At 64.9% G+C, this 25,019-nt stretch carries 21 protein-coding genes and 3 rRNA genes; 20 read left to right on the top strand and 4 right to left on the bottom strand.

The window, feature by feature from the left end; translation table 11 throughout:
- Positions 1–37: 37 nt before the first annotated feature.
- Positions 38–643, bottom strand: a complete 606-nt coding sequence (locus AT701_RS24175) for a TetR/AcrR family transcriptional regulator (protein ID WP_003896342.1) — start codon at positions 641–643, stop codon at positions 38–40.
- Between the two features lie 144 nt (positions 644–787).
- On the opposite strand from AT701_RS24175, the gene fadD1 reads away from it, so the two are divergent.
- From fadD1 to AT701_RS24095, 16 genes are all read left to right on the top strand, one after another.
- Positions 788–2,386, top strand: coding sequence for a fatty-acid--CoA ligase FadD1 (gene fadD1, locus AT701_RS24170; protein WP_058126739.1), 1,599 nt, complete (start codon positions 788–790; stop codon positions 2,384–2,386).
- 113 nt (positions 2,387–2,499) lie between these two features.
- Positions 2,500–2,727 carry a 50S ribosomal protein L31 gene (gene rpmE, locus AT701_RS24165; protein WP_003896340.1) on the top strand — a complete coding sequence of 76 codons (228 nt, stop codon included), beginning with the start codon at positions 2,500–2,502 and terminating at the stop codon, positions 2,725–2,727.
- A gap of 95 nt (positions 2,728–2,822) precedes the next feature.
- On the top strand, positions 2,823–3,902 hold the full coding sequence (gene prfA, locus AT701_RS24160; RefSeq protein WP_058126738.1) for a peptide chain release factor 1: 1,080 nt from the start codon (positions 2,823–2,825) through the stop codon (positions 3,900–3,902).
- 10 nt (positions 3,903–3,912) lie between these two features.
- Positions 3,913–4,758 carry a peptide chain release factor N(5)-glutamine methyltransferase gene (gene prmC / locus AT701_RS24155; protein WP_058126737.1) on the top strand — a complete coding sequence of 282 codons (846 nt, stop codon included), beginning with the start codon at positions 3,913–3,915 and terminating at the stop codon, positions 4,756–4,758.
- Between the two features lie 37 nt (positions 4,759–4,795).
- Positions 4,796–5,461, top strand: a complete 666-nt coding sequence (locus AT701_RS24150; protein ID WP_003896337.1) for an L-threonylcarbamoyladenylate synthase — start codon at positions 4,796–4,798, stop codon at positions 5,459–5,461.
- Positions 5,462–5,468: 7 nt separating this feature from the next.
- A complete protein-coding gene (gene rfe / locus AT701_RS24145; RefSeq protein ID WP_011730204.1) occupies positions 5,469–6,689 on the top strand; it encodes a UDP-N-acetylglucosamine--decaprenyl-phosphate N-acetylglucosaminephosphotransferase in 1,221 nt (406 codons plus the stop codon).
- A 285-nt stretch (positions 6,690–6,974) separates the two neighbouring features.
- Entirely contained in the window at positions 6,975–7,421 is a 447-nt protein-coding gene (locus tag AT701_RS24140) for an ATP synthase subunit I (protein WP_003896335.1), read from the top strand.
- Positions 7,422–7,431: 10 nt separating this feature from the next.
- The gene (gene atpB, locus AT701_RS24135) at positions 7,432–8,208 is read left to right on the top strand and encodes a F0F1 ATP synthase subunit A (RefSeq protein WP_014878188.1); all 777 of its coding nucleotides are present in this window, start codon (positions 7,432–7,434) and stop codon (positions 8,206–8,208) included.
- Between the two features lie 101 nt (positions 8,209–8,309).
- Positions 8,310–8,570 (top strand): F0F1 ATP synthase subunit C, encoded by a 261-nt coding sequence (locus tag AT701_RS24130; protein WP_003896333.1) that lies wholly within the window; start codon positions 8,310–8,312, stop codon positions 8,568–8,570.
- Between the two features lie 9 nt (positions 8,571–8,579).
- Complete coding sequence (locus AT701_RS24125; RefSeq protein ID WP_003896332.1) at positions 8,580–9,092, top strand: F0F1 ATP synthase subunit B; 513 nt, start codon at positions 8,580–8,582, stop codon at positions 9,090–9,092.
- Positions 9,093–10,430, top strand: a complete 1,338-nt coding sequence (locus AT701_RS24120; RefSeq protein ID WP_003896331.1) for a F0F1 ATP synthase subunit B/delta — start codon at positions 9,093–9,095, stop codon at positions 10,428–10,430.
- A gap of 46 nt (positions 10,431–10,476) precedes the next feature.
- Positions 10,477–12,123: a F0F1 ATP synthase subunit alpha gene (atpA, locus tag AT701_RS24115; RefSeq protein ID WP_003896330.1), complete on the top strand. Its 1,647-nt coding sequence runs from the start codon at positions 10,477–10,479 to the stop codon at positions 12,121–12,123.
- Between the two features lie 7 nt (positions 12,124–12,130).
- Positions 12,131–13,054, top strand: coding sequence for a F0F1 ATP synthase subunit gamma (locus tag AT701_RS24110; RefSeq protein WP_003896329.1), 924 nt, complete (start codon positions 12,131–12,133; stop codon positions 13,052–13,054).
- Between the two features lie 37 nt (positions 13,055–13,091).
- Entirely contained in the window at positions 13,092–14,519 is a 1,428-nt protein-coding gene (atpD, locus tag AT701_RS24105; RefSeq protein ID WP_003896328.1) for a F0F1 ATP synthase subunit beta, read from the top strand.
- Between the two features lie 36 nt (positions 14,520–14,555).
- A complete protein-coding gene (locus AT701_RS24100; RefSeq protein ID WP_011730202.1) occupies positions 14,556–14,921 on the top strand; it encodes a F0F1 ATP synthase subunit epsilon in 366 nt (121 codons plus the stop codon).
- An 8-nt stretch (positions 14,922–14,929) separates the two neighbouring features.
- Positions 14,930–15,376, top strand: coding sequence for a DUF2550 domain-containing protein (locus tag AT701_RS24095; RefSeq protein ID WP_014878187.1), 447 nt, complete (start codon positions 14,930–14,932; stop codon positions 15,374–15,376).
- Here AT701_RS24095 and AT701_RS24090 read toward each other — a convergent pair.
- Entirely contained in the window at positions 15,370–15,942 is a 573-nt protein-coding gene (locus AT701_RS24090; RefSeq protein WP_011730200.1) for a cob(I)yrinic acid a,c-diamide adenosyltransferase, read from the bottom strand. The two genes, AT701_RS24095 and AT701_RS24090, sit on opposite strands and share 7 nt — an antisense overlap.
- A 98-nt stretch (positions 15,943–16,040) precedes the next feature.
- Between AT701_RS24090 and murA the strand changes: the two genes are divergently transcribed.
- The 4 genes from murA (at position 16,041) to rrf (ending at position 22,943) form a co-directional block, all read left to right on the top strand.
- Positions 16,041–17,297: a UDP-N-acetylglucosamine 1-carboxyvinyltransferase gene (gene murA, locus AT701_RS24085; protein WP_011730199.1), complete on the top strand. Its 1,257-nt coding sequence runs from the start codon at positions 16,041–16,043 to the stop codon at positions 17,295–17,297.
- Positions 17,298–17,675: 378 nt separating this feature from the next.
- Positions 17,676–19,197: ribosomal RNA gene (locus AT701_RS24080) — 16S ribosomal RNA — on the top strand.
- Between the two features lie 366 nt (positions 19,198–19,563).
- Positions 19,564–22,690, top strand: a 23S ribosomal RNA gene (locus AT701_RS24075).
- A gap of 139 nt (positions 22,691–22,829) precedes the next feature.
- Positions 22,830–22,943, top strand: a 5S ribosomal RNA gene (gene rrf / locus AT701_RS24070).
- Together the 16S, 23S and 5S rRNA genes form the textbook arrangement of a ribosomal RNA operon.
- A 73-nt stretch (positions 22,944–23,016) precedes the next feature.
- Here rrf and AT701_RS24065 read toward each other — a convergent pair.
- Both AT701_RS24065 and AT701_RS24060 read right to left on the bottom strand, forming a co-directional pair.
- Positions 23,017–23,508 carry a methylated-DNA--[protein]-cysteine S-methyltransferase gene (locus tag AT701_RS24065; RefSeq protein WP_058126736.1) on the bottom strand — a complete coding sequence of 164 codons (492 nt, stop codon included), beginning with the start codon at positions 23,506–23,508 and terminating at the stop codon, positions 23,017–23,019.
- 12 nt (positions 23,509–23,520) lie between these two features.
- Positions 23,521–25,008, bottom strand: a complete 1,488-nt coding sequence (locus AT701_RS24060) for a DNA-3-methyladenine glycosylase 2 family protein (RefSeq protein ID WP_058127718.1) — start codon at positions 25,006–25,008, stop codon at positions 23,521–23,523.
- Positions 25,009–25,019 lie beyond the last annotated feature (11 nt).

Below are 25,019 nucleotides of genomic sequence, written 5' to 3'. Positions count from 1 at the left end.
AACCCCCGCTTCGGCGGGGGTTTCGTGCTTTTGAGGATCAGCTCGCCGGTTCGGCGCGCAGCCCCGGCATGACGTAGCGGCGCAGGTGGGTCAGCACGGCGCCGGTATCACTCGCGTCGAGCTGCTCGCCGGGCACCGTCGCGAAGGAGATGACCACGCGCGCAACCCATTCCGCAGCCTCGGCGATATCGGTGTTCGGATGGATCTCGCCGGTGTCGCGCGCGGCGAGCAGATACCGCGTCCAGAACGCCGCCAGATCGGGGACCAGGCCCTGCACGCCCGCGCCCGCGCACGCCGCGAACTCCTCGGGTTCGTCGAGGCGCAGTTTCATCAGGAGCGCGCCCGGATCGTCGTAGGCCGTCCTGCCGTACCGGATCCCTGCGGCGATCTTCTCGTCGAGGCCGTCGTACGCCGCGAGAAACGCGTGCGCGTCCGACCAGTACGCATCGTTGAGACGCACGATCGCCGCGCCGAGCAGCGAGACCTTGTCGGGAAAATGCCGGTAGAGCCACCCGCGTGACACCCCGGCGGCCTCGGCCACCTCGGAAACCGTGGTCGCGCGAATTCCTTTGGCCCGCAGACAGGTCTCAGCCGCGTCGATGAGTCGATCACGGACGCTGCGCGGTGCGGTGGCGTTGGTCAAGTGCGGCGACCTCGGTGTCGTGGGGCTCGGGCAGTGTTCGGCGATGCCCCACCGATTCTGCCAAGGTCAAACGCCAACGGGCGGCGACATAACCGTGCTAGACAGATTTCGCAATCTGTCCACTAGCTCCTGGGGTTACACCGGATGGCCGATACGCTGCAGCAATTGCTCCGCTCACGCGCCGAGCAGGACACCGTCGCGGTGAAGTACGGCGATCGCACGTGGACGTGGCGCGAGCACATCGCCGAAGCCGCGGCGCAGGCCCGCTTCCTGATCTCCCGTGCCGATCACGGCCGTCCGCTGCACGTGGGGGTGCTGCTGGGCAACACCCCGCAGATGCTCACCGCGCTGGCCGCGGCCGCACTCGGCGGCTACGTGCTGTGCGGCATCAACACCACCCGCCGCGGCGAGGGCCTGGCACGTGACATCGCCCGCGTCGACTGCCAGTTGCTGATCACCGACGCCGAACACCGCGGCCTGATCGACGGACTCGAACTGCCCGGCGTCACCGTGCTGGACGCCTCCGACATCTGCCCCGAAGCGGGGGAACTGACCCCGTACCGCGAGGCAGGCCCCGACGACACGTTCATGATGATCTTCACCTCCGGCACCAGCGGCGACCCCAAGGCCGTCGAGGTGCCGCACGCCATGGTGCTGTTCGCGGGCAGCGCACTCGTCGAGAGATACGGTCTGACCTGCGAAGACGTGTGCTATCTGGCGATGCCGCTGTTCCACTCCAACGCCGTGTACGCGGGATGGAGCGTGGCCGTGGGCGCGGGTGCGGCCATGGCGCCCGCGACGTTCTCGGCGTCGGGCTTCCTGCCCGACATCCGGCGGTACGGCGCGACGTACATGAACTACGTCGGCAAGCCGCTGGCCTACATCCTGGCGACGCCCGAAAAGCCCGACGACCACGACAACCCGCTGCGCATCGCATTCGGCAACGAGGCCGCCGACCGCGACATCGCGGCCTTCAGCAGGCGGTTCGGCTGCACGGTGTGGGACGGGTTCGGCTCGACCGAGACCGCGGTGATCATCACGCGGCCCGACGACTGCCCGCCCGGATCGATCGGCAAGGGGTTCCCCGGCGTCGCGATCTACGACCCGCAGACCGTGACCGAATGCGCGGTCGCCGAATTCGACGCCACCGGGGCCCTGGCCAACCCCGACGCGGCGATCGGGGAGCTGGTCAACACCGCGGGCGGCGGCCTGTTCCGCGGCTACTACAACGATCAGGGCGCCACCGACCAGCGCATGCGCCACGGCATGTACTGGTCGGGCGACCTCGCGTACCGCGACGCCGACGGCTGGATCTACCTGGCCGGCCGCACCGCCGACTGGATGCGCGTCGACGGCGAGAACCTCACGGCCGCGCCCATCGAGCGGATCCTGCTGCGCCTGGACGCCGTCAACCGCGTCGCGGTGTACCCGGTGCCCGACGAGTACGTCGGCGACCAGGTCATGGCCGCGATCGTGCTGCAGGACGGCGCGACGCTCACGCCGGGGGAGTTCGAGGAGTTCCTGGCCGCCCAGCGCGACCTGTCGCCCAAGGCGTGGCCGCGGTATGTCTGGATCGCCGAGGACCTGCCCACCACCGCCACCAACAAGATCCTCAAACGCGAGCTCGTCGCCATGGGTACCGACCCGGCCGGACGCGTACTGTGGCACCGCGACGGCACCCGGTTCACCGACCTCTCCGCCGCCTCGGCCCCCGGCGCGGCGCCAGGAATATCCCCTGCATAGCCCGCGTTTAGGGGATTGGCGGTTGCCCTGGCATAATGGACCGCTGACCCTCGGTCCCGGTTCACGTCCGGTACAGCATTTGGGCGACCCGGGTCCACGATTGAAGAGGAACCATGAAAACAGGCATTCATCCTGAGTACGTCGACACGACCGTGCAGTGCGGTTGTGGCCACAGCTTCACCACCCGTAGCACCAAGCAGAGCGGCACCATCGTCGTCGAGGTCTGCTCGCAGTGCCACCCGTTCTACACCGGCAAGCAGAAGATCCTCGACAGCGGCGGCCGCGTGGCGCGCTTCGAGAAGCGCTACGGCAAGCGCAACAAGGCTGCTGCGGACAAGTAGCTACCTCAACGGCGCCCGATCTGTCGCATATGCGTCAGATTTGGGCGCTGTTGCTGTTTCAGCAGGTATTTCATTCATCAGTAGAGGAGTAGGCGGTGAGCGGCACGGATACCGCACCGGCAATTGAGGCGCTGTTGGCCGAACACGCCGACCTCGAGCGCCAGCTGGCTGATCCGGCCCTGCACGCCGACGCCGGGGCTGCCCGCAAGGTGGGCCGCCGGTTCGCGCAGGTGTCGCCGATCGTCGCCTGCTACCGCAAGCTCGAGGCCGCCCGCGGCGATCTGGAGGCGGCCCGCGAGCTCGCGGCCGACGACGCCAGCTTCGCCGACGAGGTCGAAGAACTCACCGCGAAGGTCGCCGAACTGGACAACCAGCTGACCGACCTGCTGGCACCGCGTGATCCGCACGACGCCGACGACATCGTGCTGGAGGTGAAGTCCGGCGAGGGTGGCGAGGAATCGGCCCTGTTCGCCGCCGACCTGGCGCGCATGTACATCCGCTACGCCGAGCGGCACGGGTGGACCGTGACCATGCTCGACGAGACCACGTCCGACCTGGGCGGCTACAAGGACGCGACGCTGTCGATCCGCAGCAAGGGCGACTCCGCCGACGGTGTGTGGGCGCGGCTGAAGTTCGAGGGCGGCGTGCACCGCGTGCAGCGCGTCCCCGTCACCGAATCGCAGGGCCGCGTGCACACCTCGGCCGCGGGTGTCCTGGTCTATCCCGAACCCGAAGAGGTCGAGGAAGTCCAGATCGACGAATCCGATCTGCGCATCGACGTCTACCGCTCCTCGGGCAAGGGCGGTCAGGGCGTCAACACCACCGACTCCGCGGTGCGCATCACCCACCTGCCCACGGACATCGTCGTGACGTGCCAGAACGAGCGGTCGCAGCTGCAGAACAAGGCCCGCGCCATGCAGGTGCTCGCCGCGCGGTTGCAGGCCCTGGCCGAGGAGCAGGCCGAGGCCGACGCGTCGGCCGACCGCGCCAGCCAGATCCGCACGGTCGACCGCAGCGAGCGGATCCGCACCTACAACTTCCCCGAGAACCGCATCGCCGATCACCGCATCAACTTCAAGGCGCACAACCTCGACCAGGTGCTCGACGGCGATATGGACGCGCTGCTCGACGCGCTGGCCGCGGCCGACAAACAGTCGCGCCTGCAGCAGGCCTGATCCGGCTTCCATGACGCGCCTGCGCACCGCGATCGAGGCCGCGACGGCCACGCTCGCCGCCGCGGGCGTGGCGACCCCGCGCATCGACGCCGAACTGCTGGCCGCCCACTCCCTGGGCGTCGATCGCGGCAGGCTGATGTTCGTCGACGACCCAGATCCCGAGGCGCTCGCGGCGTTCGAGCACCTGGTCGCCGCGCGCGCCAAACGGATCCCGCTGCAGCACCTCGTCGGCACCGCGGCGTTCGGGCCGCTGACGCTCGAGGTGGGTCCCGGCGTCTTCATCCCGCGCCCGGAGACTGAGTCGCTACTGGAATGGGCCGTGGCACAACAACTTCCCCGCGACGCGGTGATCGTCGATCTGTGCACCGGAACCGGGGCGCTCGCGCTGGCGCTGGCCCAGCACCGCCCGCAGGCCCGCGTCATCGCCGTCGAGGATTCGCCCGCCGCGCTCGAATACGCGCGCTGCAACACCGCGGGCACCTCGGTCGAGGTGCTGGCCGCCGACGTCACGGCCCCCGACCTGCTGCCCGACCTCGACGGCGGTGTGGATCTCGTGGTGTCCAACCCGCCCTACATCCCCGAAGGCGCCGAACTGGACCCCGAGGTCGCCGAGCACGACCCGGCACACGCGCTGTTCGGCGGGCCCGACGGCATGGCCGTCATCCGGCCCATCGTGGCGCTGGCTGCCCGCTGGCTGCGCGACGGCGGCAAATGCGCCGTCGAACACGACGACACCACGTCGGCCCGCACGGTCCAGGCGTTCACGCACGACGGCAATTTCACCGACGTCACCGCCCGCCACGACCTGACAGGTCGCCCCCGCTTTGTCACCGCGACCCGGATTGCGCGAAGCTGATGGGTATGACCGACGAGCGCTCGCGCGAGGAGTCGATGTGACCCAGCTGTTCGACTGTGCCGACGCCGAACAACGCGCCATCGGTATCGCCTCGGCGGTCAGCGCGGTCAAGGGCGGCCGGCTGGTGGTGATGCCCACCGACACCGTCTACGGCATCGGCGCCGACGCATTCGACTCCGGCGCGGTCGGGGCACTGCTGGCGGCCAAGGGCCGCGGCCGCGACATGCCCGTCGGCGTGCTGGTCGGCTCGTGGACCACGATCGACGGCCTGGTGTACTCGGTTCCCCGCGCCGCCCGCGAGCTGATCAGGGCGTTCTGGCCGGGCGCGCTGAGCCTTGTCGTCCACCAGGCGCCGTCACTGCAGTGGGACCTGGGGGACACCCGGGGCAGCGTGATGCTGCGGATGCCGCTGCACCCCGTCGCCATCGAACTGTTGCGCGAGGTGGGCCCCATGGCGGTGTCCAGCGCGAACATCTCGGGCCGCCCCGCGGCGGGCACGGCCGCCGAGGCGCGCGAACAACTCGGCGATCTGGTCGAGGTGTACCTCGACGGCGGGCCCGCCGAACAGCAGGCCGCGTCCACGATCGTCGACCTGACCGGATCCGATCCGCGCATCCTGCGAACGGGACCGATCAGCGCCGAGGACGTCGCACGCGTGCTGGACGTGGAAGTCGCGACACTCACCACGTCGCTCACGGAGTGATCTCAACTTGCTGCAGTACGGTGCTCCGGTGATCACGGCCACCCGCGAGACCGGCATGGACAGTCAGGTGGTCCTCGCGCTGTCGGACACTGGCGCAGGCGTTCCGCTGCGTGAGCTGGCGCTTGTGGGCCTCACCGCCGCGATCATCACCTACTTCGCGACGGGGTGGGTGCGGGTGCTCGCGATCCGCTTCGGCGCCGTGGCCTACCCGCGCGAACGCGACGTGCACGTGCAGCCCACACCCCGCATGGGCGGGCTCGCGATGTACATCGGCGTCGCATCGGCGGTGCTGCTGGCATCCCAACTGCCCGCGCTGACACGCGGATTCGTGTACTCGACCGGTATGCCCGCGGTCGTGGTGGCGGGCGGGCTCATCATGGCGATCGGCCTGATCGACGACCGGTGGGGCCTGGACGCGCTGACCAAGTTCGCAGGCCAGATCACCGCCGCGAGCGTGCTGGTCACCATGGGCGTGGCGTGGAGCGTGCTCTACATCCCGATCGGGGGAGTGGGCACGATCGTGCTCGACCAGGTCTCCTCGATCCTGCTGACGCTCGCGCTGACCGTGTCGATCATCAACGCGATGAACTTCGTCGACGGCCTCGACGGGCTCGCGGCCGGCCTCGGGCTCATCACGGCACTGGCCATCTGCGTGTTCTCGGTGGGTCTGCTGCGCGACCACGGTGGCGACGTGCTGTTCTACCCGCCCGCGGTGATCTCCGTGGTGCTCGCGGGCGCATGTCTGGGGTTCCTGCCGCACAACTTCCACCGCGCCAAGATCTTCATGGGCGACTCGGGTTCGATGCTGATCGGGCTGATGCTCGGCGCGGCCTCGACCACCGCCGCGGGCCCCATATCGCAGAACGCCTACGGCGCGCGCGACGTGTTCGCACTGTTGTCACCGTTCCTGCTGGTGGTCGCCGTCATGCTGGTGCCCGCGCTGGACACCCTGCTCGCGATCGTGCGGCGCACCCGCGCGGGCCGCAGCCCGCTGAGTCCCGACAAGATGCACCTGCACCACAGGTTGCTGCAGATCGGTCATTCCCACCGTCGCGCGGTGTTGCTGATCTACCTGTGGGTCGGGATCATCGCGTTCGGCGCGGCAAGCACGATCTTCTTCGATCCGGGCCAGACCGCGATGGTCATGGGAGTGGCCATCGTCGTGGCGATCGTGGTCACGCTGATCCCGCTGTTGCGCCGCGGTCCAGACGGTGCGCAGGAGCCGTGAACGGATTCAGTACGACGGAAAGTAGTAGGGGCGGTTTTAGGGTCCCTACCATGTGGTACCGTGCTCGCAGAACCCGAAAAACCTCGCGGGTTGCCGGCCCGGCCCATCGGATTTCGTAGAGCCGATCGGCGCCGAAAAACGACCGACAAAGGGAGCTAACCCCTTGGGTGATTCCAGCGCGCCCAACGCCCTCCGATACGCTCGTCGGGCACGCACAGGGTTTTACCAGGCAGCCATGCCCCAGCAAGGGTTCTGCGTCCGTAACAGCGGGATTGAGGTGAATCAGTGACGACACCAGCGCACGATGCGCCGTTGGTGTTCCCGTCGGTGGCGTTCCGGCCACTGCGCTTGCTGGTCGTTTGCGTCGCACTCACCGCCATTGCGTTGCTTGCTGCCGGATTCACCGGGCACGTCCTCTTCGGCATGTTCTTCGGCATCGGACTGGGACTGGGCTTGATCAACGCCCTCCTCGTGCGTCGCGCCGTCGAATCGATCACGGCCGAGGAGCACCCGCTCAAGAAGAAGATGGCCGTCAACTCGGCCACCCGTCTTCTCGTCATCACCGCGATCGCACTCGCGATCGCGTTTGTCTTCAAGAGTTCGGGCGGCATCGCGGTGCTGTTCGGGCTGGCGGTGTTCCAGGCACTGCTGGTGATGAGCACCAGCATCCCCGTCCTGCGGAAGATCCGCTCGACCGGCCTGGACGTCTTGGATACGGAATCGAAGGGTTGAGCTGACCTCCATGACTCAGACAACGACCGTGCTGGCCGCTGAAGAGGGTGGCGCAGCCATCCACGTCGGCCATCACACGCTCGTGTTCGAGCTGTTCGGCATGACGTTCAATGGCGACACCATTCTCGCCACTGCCGTCACCGCCGTGATCGTGATCGCGCTGGCCTTCTACCTGCGGGCCAAGGTCACCTCCACCGGGGTGCCCAGCGGTGTGCAGCTGTTCTGGGAGGCGCTGACGATCCAGATGCGTCAGCAGATCGAGGGCTCGATCGGCATGAAGATCGCCCCGTTCGTGCTGCCGCTGTCGGTGACGATCTTCGTGTTCATCCTGATCTCCAACTGGCTCGCGGTGCTCCCGCTGCAGTACGGCGGAGCCGACGGCGCCGCGGCCGAGTTGTACAAGGCACCCGCCTCCGACATCAACTTCGTGCTGGCGCTCGCGCTGTTCGTGTTCGTCTGCTACCACGCGGCAGGCATCTGGCGTCGCGGCATCGTCGGCCACCCGATCAAGGTTGTCAAGGGCCACGTCGCGTTCCTCGCGCCGATCAACATCGTCGAAGAACTCGCCAAGCCGATCTCGCTGGCCCTCCGTCTTTTCGGCAACATCTTCGCCGGCGGCATCCTGGTCGCGCTGATCGCCATGTTCCCCTGGTACATCCAGTGGTTCCCCAACGCCGTGTGGAAGACCTTCGACCTGTTCGTCGGCCTCATCCAGGCCTTCATCTTCTCGCTGCTGACGATCCTGTACTTCAGCCAGTCGATGGAACTGGACCACGAGGACCACTGACGAGCAACCCTGCTGGACCGAACAAATCCCTACGACCCGATCGACACGAACTCTGACGGCAACATTTACTGAGCCGCCAGTTACCAAGGAGGAATAAAGGAATGGATCTCGATCCCAACGCCATCATCACGGCCGGCGCCCTGATCGGCGGTGGATTGATCATGGGTGGCGGCGCCATCGGTGCCGGTATCGGCGACGGTATCGCGGGTAACGCGCTGATCTCGGGTATCGCCCGTCAGCCCGAGGCCCAGGGCCGGCTGTTCACCCCGTTCTTCATCACCGTCGGTCTGGTGGAAGCCGCGTACTTCATCAACCTGGCCTTCATGGCGCTGTTCGTCTTCGCCACTCCTGGCCTTCAGTAATCCGCCGGCATGGGTGAATTCAGCGCAACGATCCTGGCGGCCAGCCAGGCAGCCGAGGAAGGCGGGGGCGGAAGCAACTTCCTGATCCCCAACGGCACCTTCTTCGCCGTGCTGATCATTTTCTTGATCGTGCTCGGCGTGATCTCGAAATGGGTTGTGCCACCGATCAGCAAGGTGCTGGCCGAGCGGGAAGCGATGCTGGCCAAGACCGCAGCCGACAACCGCAAGTCCGCCGAGCAGGTCGCTGCGGCACAGGCGGACTACGAGAAGGAAATGGCCGAGGCGCGTGCCCAGGCCTCGGCGCTTCGCGACGAGGCCCGCGCGGCCGGTCGCTCGGTGGTCGACGAGAAGCGTGCACAAGCCAGTGGTGAGGTGGCCCAGACCCTGACCCAGGCGGACCAGCAGTTGTCCGCCCAGGGTGATCAGGTGCGCAGTGGCCTCGAGTCGTCGGTGGACGGGCTGTCAGCCAAGCTGGCCAGCAGGATCCTCGGCGTCGACGTGAATTCAGGTGGGACACAGTAGATGTCGATTTTCATCGGACAGCTGATCGGCTTTGCCGTCATCGCGTTCATCATCGTCAAGTGGGTGGTGCCACCCGTACGGACCCTGATGCGTAACCAGCAGGAGGCCGTGCGTGCGGCGCTCGCCGAGAGTGCCGAGGCAGCCAAGAAGCTCGCTGATGCCGACGCGATGCACGCCAAGGCGCTTGCCGACGCCAAGGCCGAGTCGGAGAAGGTCACCGAGGAGGCCAAGCAGGACTCCGAGCGCATCGCCGCGCAGCTGTCCGAACAGGCCGGCTCCGAGGCGGAGCGGATCAAGGCCCAAGGCGCACAGCAGATCCAGTTGATGCGCCAGCAGCTCATCCGTCAGCTGCGCACCGGGCTCGGCGCGGAGGCCGTGAACAAGGCCGCCGAGATCGTCCGGGCGCACGTCGCCGATCCGCAGGCACAGTCGGCCACCGTCGACCGCTTCCTGAGCGAACTCGAGCAGATGGCGCCGTCGAGCGTCGTCATCGACACCGCCGCGACGAGCCGGCTGCGTGCCGCGAGCCGCCAATCGCTCGCGGCGCTGGTCGAGAAGTTCGACTCGGTCGCGGGCGGCCTCGACGCCGACGGGCTCACCAACCTCGCCGACGAACTGGCCTCGGTCGCGAAGCTGCTGCTGAGCGAGACCGCGCTCAACAAGCACCTGGCCGAGCCCACCGACGACAGCGCTCCCAAGGTGCGCCTGCTCGAGCGTCTGCTGTCGGACAAGGTCAGCGCCACCACGCTGGACCTGCTGCGCACCGCGGTGTCGAACCGCTGGTCGACCGAGTCGAACCTGATCGACGCCGTCGAGCACACCGCACGCCTGGCCCTGCTCAAGCGCGCCGAGATCGCCGGTGAGGTCGACGAGGTCGAGGAGCAGCTGTTCCGCTTCGGCCGGGTCCTCGACGCCGAGCCGCGCCTGTCGGCACTGCTGAGCGACTACACCACCCCCGCGGAAGGTCGTGTCGCGCTGCTGGACAAGGCGCTCACCGGTCGCCCCGGCGTGAACCAGACGGCAGCGGCCCTGCTGTCGCAGACCGTCGGACTGCTCCGCGGCGAGCGCGCCGACGAGGCCGTCATCGATCTCGCCGAACTCGCGGTGTCCCGGCGAGGCGAGGTTGTGGCGCATGTGTCGGCCGCGGCCGAACTCAGCGACGCACAGCGCACGCGTCTGACCGAGGTGCTCTCCCGCATCTACGGCCGTCCGGTGTCCGTGCAACTCCACGTCGACCCGGAACTCCTCGGTGGCCTGTCGATCACGGTCGGTGACGAAGTGATCGACGGTTCCATCGCCTCCCGTTTGGCCGCCGCGCAGACCGGCTTGCCGGACTGACTTGATCCACGAACCACCCAAGAACTAGGTAGGAAGACGAAAAACCATGGCAGAGTTGACAATCTCGGCTGCTGATATCGAAGGTGCCATCGAGGACTACGTATCCTCGTTTTCCGCCGACACCGAGCGTGAAGAGATCGGCACCGTCATCGACGCCGGTGACGGCATCGCCCACGTCGAGGGTCTGCCCTCGGTCATGACGCAGGAACTGCTCGAGTTCCCCGGCGGGGTCCTCGGCGTGGCACTGAACCTCGACGAGCACAGCGTCGGCGCCGTCATCCTGGGTGAGTTCGAGAAGATCGAAGAGGGCCAGCAGGTCAAGCGGACCGGCGAGGTGCTCTCGGTCCCGGTCGGCGACGCCTTCCTGGGCCGCGTCGTCAACCCGCTGGGCCAGCCGATCGACGGCCAGGGCGACATCGCCGCCGAGACCCGCCGCGCCCTCGAGCTGCAGGCGCCTTCGGTGGTGCAGCGCCAGAGCGTGTCCGAGCCGCTGCAGACCGGCATCAAGGCCATCGACGCCATGACCCCGATCGGCCGCGGTCAGCGCCAGCTGATCATCGGCGACCGCAAGACCGGCAAGACCGCCGTCTGCGTCGACACCATCCTCAACCAGCGTGAGGCCTGGCTGACCGGCGACCCCAAGCAGCAGGTCCGCTGCGTCTACGTCGCCATCGGCCAGAAGGGCACCACCATCGCCAGCGTGAAGCGCGCGCTGGAAGAGGGCGGCGCCATGGAGTACACGACCATCGTCGCCGCCCCGGCTTCTGACGCCGCAGGCTTCAAGTGGCTGGCCCCCTACACCGGCTCGGCCATCGGCCAGCACTGGATGTACAACGGCAAGCACGTCCTGATCGTGTTCGACGACCTGTCCAAGCAGGCCGACGCCTACCGCGCGATCTCGCTGCTGCTGCGCCGCCCGCCGGGCCGCGAGGCGTTCCCCGGTGACGTGTTCTACCTGCACTCGCGCCTGCTGGAGCGCTGCGCGAAGCTGTCGGACGAACTCGGCGGCGGTTCGATGACGGGTCTGCCGATCATCGAGACCAAGGCCAACGACATCTCGGCGTTCATCCCGACCAACGTCATCTCGATCACCGACGGCCAGTGCTTCCTGGAGTCCGACCTGTTCAACCAGGGTGTGCGGCCGGCCATCAACGTCGGTGTGTCGGTGTCCCGCGTCGGTGGCGCCGCCCAGATCAAGGCCATGAAAGAGGTCGCAGGCTCGCTGCGTCTGGACCTGTCGCAGTACCGCGAGCTGGAGGCCTTCGCGGCCTTCGCCTCGGACCTCGACGCCGCGTCGAAGGCCCAGCTGGACCGCGGTGCCCGCCTGGTCGAGCTGCTCAAGCAGCCGCAGTACAGCCCGCTGGCCGTCGAGGAGCAGGTCGTCGCGATCTTCCTCGGCACCCAGGGCCACCTGGATTCCGTTCCGGTCGAAGACGTTCAGCGCTTCGAGTCCGAGCTGCTGGAGCACGTGAAGGCCAGCCACTCCGACATCTTCGACGGCATCCGTGAGACCAAGAAGCTCTCCGAGGAAGCCGAGGAGAAGCTGGTCTCGGTCATCAACGAATTCAAGAAGGGCTTCCAGGCCTCTGACGGCAGCTCGGTGGTCGTCTCCGAGAACGCCGAGGCCCTCGATCCCGAGGACCTGGAGAAGGAATCCGTCAAGGTCCGCAAGCCGGCACCCAAGAAGGCCTAGGTAACAGATGGCAGCCACACTGCGCGAACTACGCGGGCGCATCCGCTCCGCCGGGTCGATCAAGAAGATCACCAAGGCCCAGGAGCTGATCGCGACCTCGCGGATCGCCAAGGCGCAGGCACGGGTCGAAGCAGCCCGTCCCTATGCCGCCGAGATCACCAACATGCTCACCGAACTTGCGGGTGCCAGTGCGCTGGACCACCCGCTGCTCGTGGAGCGCAAGCAGCCCAAGCGGGCCGGCGTGCTGGTGGTGTCGTCGGACCGCGGCCTGTGCGGTGCCTACAACGCCAACGTGCTGCGCCGCGCCGAGGAGCTGTTCTCGCTGCTGCGCGACGAGGGCAAGGACCCGGTGCTGTACGTGGTCGGCCGTAAGGCGTTGGGCTACTTCAGCTTCCGGCAGCGCACCGTGGTCGAGTCGTGGACCGGCTTCTCCGAGCGCCCGACCTACGAGAACGCCAGGGAGATCGCCGACACCTTGGTGAACGCCTTCATGGCGGGCGCCGACGACGAGGGTGACGACGCGGGCGCCGACGGCATCCTCGGGGTCGACGAACTGCACATCGTGTTCACCGAGTTCCGGTCGATGCTCTCGCAGACCGCGGTCGCCCGTCGTGCCGCGCCGATGGAGGTCGAGTACGTCGGCGAGGTCGAGACCGGGCCGCGCACGCTCTACTCGTTCGAACCGGATCCGGAGACGCTGTTCGACGCGTTGTTGCCGCGCTACATCGCGACCCGCGTGTACGCCGCACTTCTCGAGGCCGCAGCGTCCGAGTCGGCCTCGCGCCGGCGCGCCATGAAGTCGGCCACCGACAACGCCGACGACCTCATCAAGGCGCTGACGCTGGCGGCGAACCGCGAGCGCCAGGCACAGATCACCCAGGAAATCAGCGAGATCGTCGGCGGCGCCAACGCGCTGGCCGGCTCGAAATAGGCTGAGAAGCAAGCCCCTTTCAGGAAGCGAAGAGAGAATGACTGCTACTGCAGAAAAGACCGCGGGTCGCGTAGTCCGCATCACCGGCCCGGTGGTGGACGTCGAATTCCCGCGTGGCTCTGTGCCCGAGCTGTTCAACGCGCTGCACGCCGAGATCACGTTCGGTGCGCTCGCCAAGACCCTGACCCTCGAGGTCGCCCAGCACCTCGGTGACAGCCTGGTGCGCTGCATCTCCATGCAGCCCACCGACGGCCTGGTGCGTGGCGTCGAGGTCACCGACACCGGCGCCTCGATCTCCGTCCCGGTCGGCGACGGCGTCAAGGGCCACGTGTTCAACGCCCTCGGCGACTGCCTCGACGATCCGGGCTACGGCAAGGACTTCGAGCACTGGTCGATCCACCGCAAGCCGCCGGCCTTCTCTGACCTGGAGCCCCGCACCGAGATGCTGGAGACCGGTCTGAAGGTCGTCGACCTGCTCACCCCGTACGTGCGTGGCGGCAAGATCGCCCTGTTCGGCGGCGCGGGCGTGGGCAAGACGGTTCTGATCCAGGAGATGATCAACCGTATCGCCCGCAACTTCGGTGGTACCTCGGTGTTCGCCGGCGTGGGTGAGCGCACCCGTGAGGGCAACGACCTGTGGGTCGAGCTCGCCGACGCCAACGTGCTCAAGGACACCGCGTTGGTGTTCGGTCAGATGGACGAGCCGCCGGGCACCCGTATGCGCGTCGCCCTGTCGGCCCTGACCATGGCCGAGTTCTTCCGCGACGAGCAGGGCCAGGACGTGCTGCTGTTCATCGACAACATCTTCCGGTTCACCCAGGCCGGTTCCGAGGTGTCGACCCTGCTGGGTCGTATGCCTTCGGCCGTGGGTTACCAGCCGACGCTGGCCGACGAGATGGGTGAGCTGCAGGAGCGCATCACCTCGACCCGTGGTCGCTCCATCACCTCGATGCAGGCCGTGTACGTGCCCGCCGACGACTACACCGACCCGGCCCCGGCGACGACGTTCGCCCACCTGGACGCCACCACCGAGCTCTCGCGTGCGGTGTTCTCGAAGGGCATCTTCCCGGCGGTGGATCCGCTGGCGTCGTCCTCGACCATCCTGGACCCGGCGATCGTCGGTGACGAGCACTACCGCGTCGCCCAGGAAGTCATCCGGATCCTGCAGCGCTACAAGGATCTCCAGGACATCATCGCGATCCTCGGTATCGACGAGCTGTCCGAAGAGGACAAGCAGCTGGTGAACCGGGCGCGTCGTATCGAGCGCTTCCTGAGCCAGAACATGATGGCCGCCGAGCAGTTCACCGGTCAGCCGGGCTCGACCGTGCCGCTCAAGGAGACCATCGAGGCGTTCGACAAGCTCACCAAGGGCGAGTTCGATCACCTGCCCGAGCAGGCGTTCTTCCTGATCGGTGGTCTGGACGACCTGGCGAAGAAGGCCGAGAGCCTCGGCGCCAAGCTGTGATTGCCATGTCCTTGAGCGTCCGAAAGGTGGTGTGGTGTGGCTGATCTGAACGTCGAGATCGTCGCCGTCGAGCGTGAGCTCTGGTCCGGACCCGCTACGTTCGTGTTCACCCGCACCACCGCCGGTGAGATCGGCATCCTGCCGCGGCACATCCCGCTCGTGGCGCAGCTGGTCGACGACGCGATGGTTCGGGTCGAGCGCGAGGGCGAGGACGATCTGCGGATCGCGGTCGACGGCGGTTTCCTGTCGGTGACCGAGGAGACCGTCCGGATCCTCGTGGAGAACGCACAATTCGAGTCCGAGATCGACGCGGATGCTGCCAAGGAAGACGCAGCATCCGACGACGAGCGGACCGCGGCATGGGGCCGGGCGCGGCTGCGCGCCCTCGGCCAGATCGACTAGTCACATCGATGAGCGCGTCCATGATCGGCATGGTCGCGCTCATCGCTGTGCTCCTGGTACTGGTCATCGCACTGTGTTACCGGCTGTGGAAGTTGCGCCAGGTGGGCGGAACGGCGGCGATCCTGCGGGACTATCCCGCGGTCGGCGGCCACGGCTGGCGGCACGGTGTGATGCGTTATCGCGGAGGGGAAGCCGGTTTCTACCGGCTTTCCAGCATCCGCTGGTGGCCTGATCGCCGGCTCAGCAGGCGAGGCCTCGAAGTCGTCTCGCGCCGCTCGCCCCGCGGCGACGAGTACGACATCATGACCGATCAGATCGTGATCCTGGAACTGCGCGACACCAGCCCCGAGCGCAAGCGGGGCTACGAGATCGCGCTGGACCGAGGCGCGCTGACGGCATTCACCTCCTGGCTGGAATCCCGGCCGTCACCGCGCGCGCGGCGCCGCACCTACTGATTTGCACCCGGCTTCCACAGCACATCACCCTCGGGGTTGGCGACCCGCGACAGGATGAACAGCAGGTCCGACAGCCGGTTGAGGTACTTCGCAGGCAACACACTCACCGAGTCCCCGAACTCGTTCACCGCGATCCATGCCGACCGCTCGGCGCGCCGCGCCACGGTCCTGGCCACATGCAGCAGCGCCGACAACGGGGTTCCGCCGGGCAGGATGAACGAGTTGAGCGCGGGCAGAGCCTCGTTGAACTCATCGCACCACTTCTCCAGGCGGTCGATGTAGTCCTGCGAGATGCGCAGCGGCGGGTACTTCGGATCTTCGACGAGCGGGGTGGACAGATCCGCGCCGGCGTCGAACAGGTCGTTCTGAATCTGCTGCAATACCGCCCGGATTTGCTGATCGGGATTGCCGAGCGCGATCGCGACGCCGATCGCGGCGTTGGTCTCGTCGCAGTCGGCATATGCCGTCAAGCGGGCGTCGTTCTTGGGCACGCGGCTGAAATCGCTCAGCCCCGTGGTCCCGTCGTCGCCGGTCCTGGTGTAGATGCGAGTGAGATGAACGGCCATGACACGCACGCTACCGGGGCAGCGGTGAGGCAGAACGGTCATGCCGTGTTATGGCGAGGTTTCTCGATCCGATCTGCGGCCTGTCTAGACTTACCTGCGTGAGCGAGCGTTTCGTGGTGACCGGTGGCAACCGGTTATCAGGCGAAGTTGCTGTGGGGGGCGCGAAAAACAGCGTCTTGAAACTCATGGCAGCCGCGCTGTTGGCAGAGGGCACCAGCACGATCACCAATTGCCCCGACATCCTCGACGTACCGCTGATGGCCGAGGTGTTGCGGGGGCTGGGGGCGACCGTCGAACTCGACGGTGCGACCGTGCGGATCACCTCGCCCGACGAACCCAAGTACGACGCCGACTTTGCGGCAGTACGGCAGTTCCGGGCCTCGGTATGTGTGCTCGGCCCGCTCGTGGGGCGGTGCAAGAAGGCCAGGGTCGCGTTGCCCGGTGGGGATGCGATCGGGTCGCGGCCGCTGGACATGCACCAGGCCGGTCTGCGGCAACTGGGTGCGACGTGCAACATCGAGCACGGTTGCGTGGTGGCCGAGGCCGACCATCTGCACGGCGCCGAGATCCAGTTGGAGTTCCCGTCGGTGGGGGCGACCGAGAACATCCTGATGGCCGCCGTGGTGGCCGAGGGTGTGACCACCATCCACAACGCGGCGCGTGAACCCGACGTCGTCGACCTGTGCGCGATGCTCAACGAGATGGGCGCGCAGATCAGCGGCGCGGGAACCTCGACCCTGACGATCACCGGCGTGGACCGGCTGTATCCGACCGAGCACCGCGTGATCGGCGACCGGATCGTCGCCGCGACGTGGGGGATCGCCGCGGCGATGACGAGGGGTGACATCACGGTCACCGGCGTCGACCCGCAGCACCTGCAGTTGGTCCTGCACAAACTGCACGATGCCGGCGCGACCGTCACGCAGAACGACAACGGCTTCCGCGTCGTGCAGTACGAGCGCCCCAAGGCCGTGAATGTCGCGACCCTGCCGTTCCCGGGATTCCCGACCGACCTGCAGCCGATGGCCATCGGCCTCGCGGCGATCGCCGACGGGACGTCGATGATCACCGAGAACGTGTTCGAGGCGCGCTTCCGGTTCGTCGAGGAGATGATCCGGCTCGGCGCCGACGCCCGTACCGACGGACACCACGCCGTGGTGCGGGGGATCCCGCAGTTGTCGAGCGCACCCGTGTGGTCGTCGGACATCCGGGCCGGTGCCGGCCTGGTGCTCGCCGGCCTGGTCGCCGACGGAGAGACCGAGGTCCACGACGTGTTCCACATCGATCGCGGCTATCCGTTGTTCGTGGAAAACCTGGTCAGCCTCGGAGCCGAGATCGAGAGAGTAAGCTCGTAGGAAGCAAGACCCGTGACGGTCAGGCTTGGTCCCATCCGTCACAAACCGCCTCTGACCAGGCGATTTGCAATCGCGACGAACCTCGTATTATCTTTATGAAGTCGCCGCGGAGCGGAGAGAACAACCCGGTCCAGAGCGACTTGACAAGCCAGACAAAGCAGTATTAAGCTGGCAGGGTTGCCCCAAAACGGGGCGGCTAACAATCTGGGCGTGTTGTTTGAGAACTCAATAGTGTGTTTGGTGGTTTTTGTTTGTTGTTTTTTGTCCGCCTCTTTTTCCCGTTTAGGGGTGGATGTTTTTGATGCCAGTTTTGGTGTCTTTTTGTTAGGTCAGATTTTCTCTGATTGTGAATTCACCTGTCTTTGGATGGGTTGTTTTTGTTTGGAGAGTTTGATCCTGGCTCAGGACGAACGCTGGCGGCGTGCTTAACACATGCAAGTCGAACGGAAAGGCCCTTTCGGGGGTACTCGAGTGGCGAACGGGTGAGTAACACGTGGGTGATCTGCCCTGCACTTTGGGATAAGCCTGGGAAACTGGGTCTAATACCGAATACACCCTGCTGGTCGCATGGCCTGGTAGGGGAAAGCTTTTGCGGTGTGGGATGGGCCCGCGGCCTATCAGCTTGTTGGTGGGGTGATGGCCTACCAAGGCGACGACGGGTAGCCGGCCTGAGAGGGTGACCGGCCACACTGGGACTGAGATACGGCCCAGACTCCTACGGGAGGCAGCAGTGGGGAATATTGCACAATGGGCGCAAGCCTGATGCAGCGACGCCGCGTGAGGGATGACGGCCTTCGGGTTGTAAACCTCTTTCAGCACAGACGAAGCGCAAGTGACGGTATGTGCAGAAGAAGGACCGGCCAACTACGTGCCAGCAGCCGCGGTAATACGTAGGGTCCGAGCGTTGTCCGGAATTACTGGGCGTAAAGAGCTCGTAGGTGGTTTGTCGCGTTGTTCGTGAAAACTCACAGCTTAACTGTGGGCGTGCGGGCGATACGGGCAGACTAGAGTACTGCAGGGGAGACTGGAATTCCTGGTGTAGCGGTGGAATGCGCAGATATCAGGAGGAACACCGGTGGCGAAGGCGGGTCTCTGGGCAGTAACTGACGCTGAGGAGCGAAAGCGTGGGGAGCGAACAGGATTAGATACCCTGGTAGTCCACGCCGTAAACGGTGGGTACTAGGTGTGGGTTTCCTTCCTTGGGATCCGTGCCGTAGCTAACGCATTAAGTACCCCGCCTGGGGAGTACGGCCGCAAGGCTAAAACTCAAAGGAATTGACGGGGGCCCGCACAAGCGGCGGAGCATGTGGATTAATTCGATGCAACGCGAAGAACCTTACCTGGGTTTGACATGCACAGGACGCCGGCAGAGATGTCGGTTCCCTTGTGGCCTGTGTGCAGGTGGTGCATGGCTGTCGTCAGCTCGTGTCGTGAGATGTTGGGTTAAGTCCCGCAACGAGCGCAACCCTTGTCTCATGTTGCCAGCACGTTATGGTGGGGACTCGTGAGAGACTGCCGGGGTCAACTCGGAGGAAGGTGGGGATGACGTCAAGTCATCATGCCCCTTATGTCCAGGGCTTCACACATGCTACAATGGCCGGTACAAAGGGCTGCGATGCCGTGAGGTGGAGCGAATCCTTTCAAAGCCGGTCTCAGTTCGGATCGGGGTCTGCAACTCGACCCCGTGAAGTCGGAGTCGCTAGTAATCGCAGATCAGCAACGCTGCGGTGAATACGTTCCCGGGCCTTGTACACACCGCCCGTCACGTCATGAAAGTCGGTAACACCCGAAGCCGGTGGCCTAACCCTTGTGGAGGGAGCCGTCGAAGGTGGGATCGGCGATTGGGACGAAGTCGTAACAAGGTAGCCGTACCGGAAGGTGCGGCTGGATCACCTCCTTTCTAAGGAGCACCACGAGAGACACTCTCCGTTGGGGAGGGTGTGAGCCGTGAGGAGCTGGAGCGCTGTAGTGGCGCCGGCTTGGTGCACAGCAAACGTTGAGATGCGGTGTGGGAAACGCTGTTTCGATGGACTGCCAGACACACTATTGGGCCCTGAGACAACAGGCCCGTTGTTCCCTGGCCACTGTGTGTGGTGGGAGGCGTGTTGTTGCCCTGCTTTGGTGGTGGGGTGTGGTGTTTGATTTGTGGATAGTGGTTGCGAGCATCTAGTTCGTAAGAGTGTGGCTGCCGGCCTTTGAGGTTGGGTGGCGCATTGTTGCGGACAAATTGATGTGCAATTTTTCTTCTGATTATTGGTTTTTTGTGTTGTAAGTGTTTAAGGGCGCATGGTGGATGCCTTGGCACTGGGAGCCGATGAAGGACGTAGGAGGCTGCGATAAGCCTCGGGGAGCTGTCAACCGAGCGTTGATCCGAGGATGTCCGAATGGGGAAACCCGGCACGAGTGATGTCGTGTCACCAGGCGCTGAATATATAGGCGTCTGGGGGGAACGCGGGGAAGTGAAACATCTCAGTACCCGTAGGAAGAGAAAACAAAATGTGATTCCGTGAGTAGTGGCGAGCGAAAGCGGAGGATGGCTAAACCGTATGCATGTGATACCGGGTAGGGGTTGTGTGTGCGGGGTTGTGGGACCTATCTTTCCGGCTCTACCTGGCTGGAGGGCAGTGAGAAAATGTTGTGGTTAGCGGAAATGGCTTGGGATGGCCTGCCGTAGACGGTGAGAGCCCGGTACGTGAAAACCCGACGTCTGTCTTGATGGTGTTCCCGAGTAGCAGCGGGCCCGTGGAATCTGCTGTGAATCTGCCGGGACCACCCGGTAAGCCTGAATACTTCCCAGTGACCGATAGCGGATTAGTACCGTGAGGGAATGGTGAAAAGTACCCCGGGAGGGGAGTGAAAGAGTACCTGAAACCGTGCGCTTACAATCCGTCAGAGCCCTCGACGTGTCGTGGGGTGATGGCGTGCCTTTTGAAGAATGAGCCTGCGAGTCAGGGACATGTCGCGAGGTTAACCCGGGTGGGGTAGCCGCAGCGAAAGCGAGTCTGAATAGGGCGTATCCACACAAGAGTGTGTGGTGTAGTGGTGTGTTCTGGACCCGAAGCGGAGTGATCTACCCATGGCCAGGGTGAAGCGCGGGTAAGACCGCGTGGAGGCCCGAACCCACTTAGGTTGAAGACTGAGGGGATGAGCTGTGGGTAGGGGTGAAAGGCCAATCAAACTCCGTGATAGCTGGTTCTCCCCGAAATGCATTTAGGTGCAGCGTCGCATGTTTCTTGCCGGAGGTAGAGCTACTGGATGGCCGATGGGCCCCACAGGGTTACTGACGTCAGCCAAACTCCGAATGCCGGTAAGTCCAAGAGTGCGGCAGTGAGACGGCGGGGGATAAGCTCCGTGCGTCGAGAGGGAAACAGCCCAGATCGCCGGCTAAGGCCCCTAAGCGTGTGCTAAGTGGAAAAGGATGTGCAGTCGCGAAGACAACCAGGAGGTTGGCTTAGAAGCAGCCACCCTTGAAAGAGTGCGTAATAGCTCACTGGTCAAGTGATTGTGCGCCGATAATGTAGCGGGGCTCAAGCACACCGCCGAAGCCGCGGCAGCCAACGTGTTGGCTGGGTAGGGGAGCGTCCTGCATCCGGTGAAGCCGCCGAGTGATCGAGTGGTGGAGGGTGTGGGAGTGAGAATGCAGGCATGAGTAGCGATTAGGCAAGTGAGAACCTTGCCCGCCGAAAGACCAAGGGTTCCTGGGCCAGGCCAGTCCGCCCAGGGTGAGTCGGGACCTAAGGCGAGGCCGACAGGCGTAGTCGATGGACAACGGGTTGATATTCCCGTACCCGTGTATGTGCGTCCATGATGAATCAGCGGTACTAACCATCCAAAACCACCGTGATCACACCTTTCGGGGTGTGGCGTTGGTGGGGCTGCATGGGACCTTCGTTGGTAGTAGTCAAGCGATGGGGTGACGCAGGAAGGTAGCCGTACCGGTCAGTGGTAATACCGGGGTAAGCCTGTAGGGAGTCAGATAGGTAAATCCGTCTGGCGTATATCCTGAGAGGTGATGCATAGCCGAGTGAGGCGAATTCGGTGATCCTATGCTGCCGAGAAAAGCCTCTAGCGAGGACATACACGGCCCGTACCCCAAACCAACACAGGTGGTCAGGTAGAGAATACTAAGGCGTACGAGTGAACTATGGTTAAGGAACTCGGCAAAATGCCCCCGTAACTTCGGGAGAAGGGGGACCCACATGGCGTGTAAGCCTTTACGGCCCAAGCGTGAGTGGGTGGCACAAACCAGTGAGAAGCGACTGTTTACTAAAAACACAGGTCCGTGCGAAGTCGCAAGACGATGTATACGGACTGACGCCTGCCCGGTGCTGGAAGGTTAAGAGGACCCGTTAACTCCCTTTGGGGGTGAAGCGGAGAATTTAAGCCCCAGTAAACGGCGGTGGTAACTATAACCATCCTAAGGTAGCGAAATTCCTTGTCGGGTAAGTTCCGACCTGCACGAATGGCGTAACGACTTCTCAACTGTCTCAACCATAGACTCGGCGAAATTGCACTACGAGTAAAGATGCTCGTTACGCGCGGCAGGACGAAAAGACCCCGGGACCTTCACTACAACTTGGTATTGGTGCTCGATACGGTTTGTGTAGGATAGGTGGGAGACTGTGAAGCTCACACGCCAGTGTGGGTGGAGTCGTTGTTGAAATACCACTCTGATCGTATTGGGCCTCTAACCTCGGACCGTATATCCGGTTCAGGGACAGTGCCTGGTGGGTAGTTTAACTGGGGCGGTTGCCTCCTAAAATGTAACGGAGGCGCCCAAAGGTTCCCTCAACCTGGACGGCAATCAGGTGTTGAGTGTAAGTGCACAAGGGAGCTTGACTGCGAGACGGACATGTCGAGCAGGGACGAAAGTCGGGACTAGTGATCCGGCACCTCTGAGTGGAAGGGGTGTCGCTCAACGGATAAAAGGTACCCCGGGGATAACAGGCTGATCTTCCCCAAGAGTCCATATCGACGGGATGGTTTGGCACCTCGATGTCGGCTCGTCGCATCCTGGGGCTGGAGCAGGTCCCAAGGGTTGGGCTGTTCGCCCATTAAAGCGGCACGCGAGCTGGGTTTAGAACGTCGTGAGACAGTTCGGTCTCTATCCGCCGCGCGCGTCAGAAGCTTGAGGAAACCTGTCCCTAGTACGAGAGGACCGGGACGGACGAACCTCTGGTATACCAGTTGTCCCACCAGGGGCACGGCTGGATAGCCACGTTCGGACAGGATAACCGCTGAAAGCATCTAAGCGGGAAACCTCTTCCAAGACCAGGCTTCTCACCCTCTAGGAGGGATAAGGCCCCCCGCAGACCACGGGATTGATAGACCAGACCTGGAAGCCTAGTAATAGGTGCAGGGAACTGGCACTAACCGGCCGAAAACTTACAACACCCCATAATCGTTGTAAGAAGAAACATTGACGCACCGCGCTCGCAACCACACTCCACGGATGATCAAACCGATCACCCCACCACCAAAACAAACCCACAAGTTTGCTCTCATGTGGGTCACCACATAAGAGAATAGAGTTACGGCGGTCCATAGCGGCAGGGAAACGCCCGGTCCCATCCCGAACCCGGAAGCTAAGCCTGCCAGCGCCGATGATACTACCCTTCCGGGTGGAAAAGTAGGACACCGCCGAACACAAATTGACCTGAGCCCCCCAATTCCGATTGGGGGGCTCAGGCACCTGTATATGTATTTGTAATTCGCGAATTCAGAAAAGCGCCGGCGCCATTCGGCTTTTCTCCAAGTCGAGCAGCATTCGCTTGCGTTCGAGGCCGCCCCCATAACCCGTGAGACTTCCGTTCGCGCCGATCACGCGATGGCACGGCACGATGATGCCGATGGGATTGTGGCCGTTGGCCAGTCCGACGGCCCGCGAAGCGCCCGGTGAGCCGATCTTTCGCGCGATCTCGCCGTACGAACACGTCTGTCCGTACGGGATCTCCCGCAGTGCGGTCCACACCGTGCGCTGGAACGCCGTGCCGACCAGGTCGAGGGACAACTCGAAATCAGTGCGCTCGCCGGCGAAGTACTCGGCCAGCTGTTCGACAACTTCAGGAAATGCGCTGTCATCGACCTCCCAACCGTCACGGCTGGGCTCATAGGTCTGGTCCTCCATACGAAGGTGCATCAGGTGTCCGTCGCGGCCCGCGAGGGTCAACGGACCGACCGGGCTGTCGACTGTGCGGCATTTCAGTGTCACGGTGCAATCCCTTCACGTGGCCAGCGGCACGGGCCACTGGTTGACGTCGTGTTCGAGTGTGGTCCACAGATGTTGCGTCGCGTACGCGCGCCACGGCCGCCACCGGCTGCTGTAGGCCGTCAGGGCCCGGGTATCGGCCGGCAGTCCCAACTGTTCCGCGGCCAGGCGCACACCGAGATCGCTCGCGGGGAACGCGTCGGGATCACCCAGGCCCCGCATGGCGATCACCTCGGCCGTCCACGGGCCCACTCCGGGCAGCGCGAGCAGTTGTTCGCGTGCCAGCCCCCAGTCACAGCCGGGATCGACGACCAGCGTGCCGTCGGCAAGGGCACGAACCATGCTCAGCACGGTCCGCTTGCGTGAGGCCGGCATCGCCAGATCATCCGGGCTCATCTCGGCGAGCTGATCGACGCTGGGGAACACGTGCGTGAGCCCGCCACCCTCGTCGTCGATCCTCGAGCCGTACCGTGCGACGAGCCGGCCCACATGCGTGCGGGCCGCCTTGATCGAGACCTGCTGACCGATCACCACCCGCAACGCGAGTTCGGCCTCGTCAACCGTGCGCGGGATCCGCTGTCCTGGCGCCTTGGCGACCACCGCTTTCAGGTCTGCGTCGGCTCCGAGAAACTCCACCACCGCTTCGGGATCGGCGTCGAGGTCGAGCAGGCGGCGGCACCGGGCGATCGCCGCAGCCAGGTCGCGGAAGTCGTCGAGCACCAGTTCGCAGCGCACGTGGTCCGGATACGGTCGCAGCCCGACGATGCCGTGTCCGTGGGGCAGACGCAGGGTGCGGCGGTAGGTGTCGCCGCGAACCTCTTCGATACCCGGTGCGGCACTCGCCGCCAGATGTCCGAACAGCCCCTCGTAGGCGAACGGGGCCCGCACCGGCAGCCGCAGCGTCAACGCGCCGGGAGCCGCCGATACCGGTCCGAACCGGCTGCGGGCCTTGTGCCGCAGTTCGGTCGGGGTGAGATCGCACACCGCCCGCACGGTGTCGTTGAACTGGCGGATGGAGGCGAACCCGGAGGCGAATGCCACGTCGCTGAACGGCAATTCGGTGGTCTCGATGAGCACGCGGGCGGTCTGGGCGCGTTGTGCGCGGGCGAGTGCGAGGGGACCGGCACCGAGTTCGGCCTGCGTGATGCGCTGCAACTGGCGTGTGGTGTAGCCCAGCCGGGCAGCCAGACCCGTGACGCCCTCGCGATCGACCGTGCCGTCGGCGATCAACCGCATGCACCGGGCGACGACGTCACCACGCACATTCCATTCGGGTGACCCTGGGGAGGCGTCCGGGCGGCACCGCTTGCACGCCCGGAAACCCGCGGCCTGTGCGGCCGCCGCCGTCGGATAGAACCGCAGATTGCGCGCGAGCGGCGGGCGTACGGGGCAACTGGGCCTGCAGTAGATCCCGGTGGTGAGCACGGCGGTGACGAACCAGCCGTCGAACCGCGCGTCCTTGGACTGCACGGCCCGGTAACAGCGGTCGAAATCCTCGTGCATGTCGTCCACGA

The sequence above is a fragment of the Mycolicibacterium smegmatis genome (assembly GCF_001457595.1).
Taxonomy (GTDB): Bacteria; Actinomycetota; Actinomycetes; order Mycobacteriales; family Mycobacteriaceae; genus Mycobacterium; species Mycobacterium smegmatis.
Note: the sequence above shows the minus strand (reverse complement) of the source record. Positions and strands in the feature narration are given on the sequence as shown.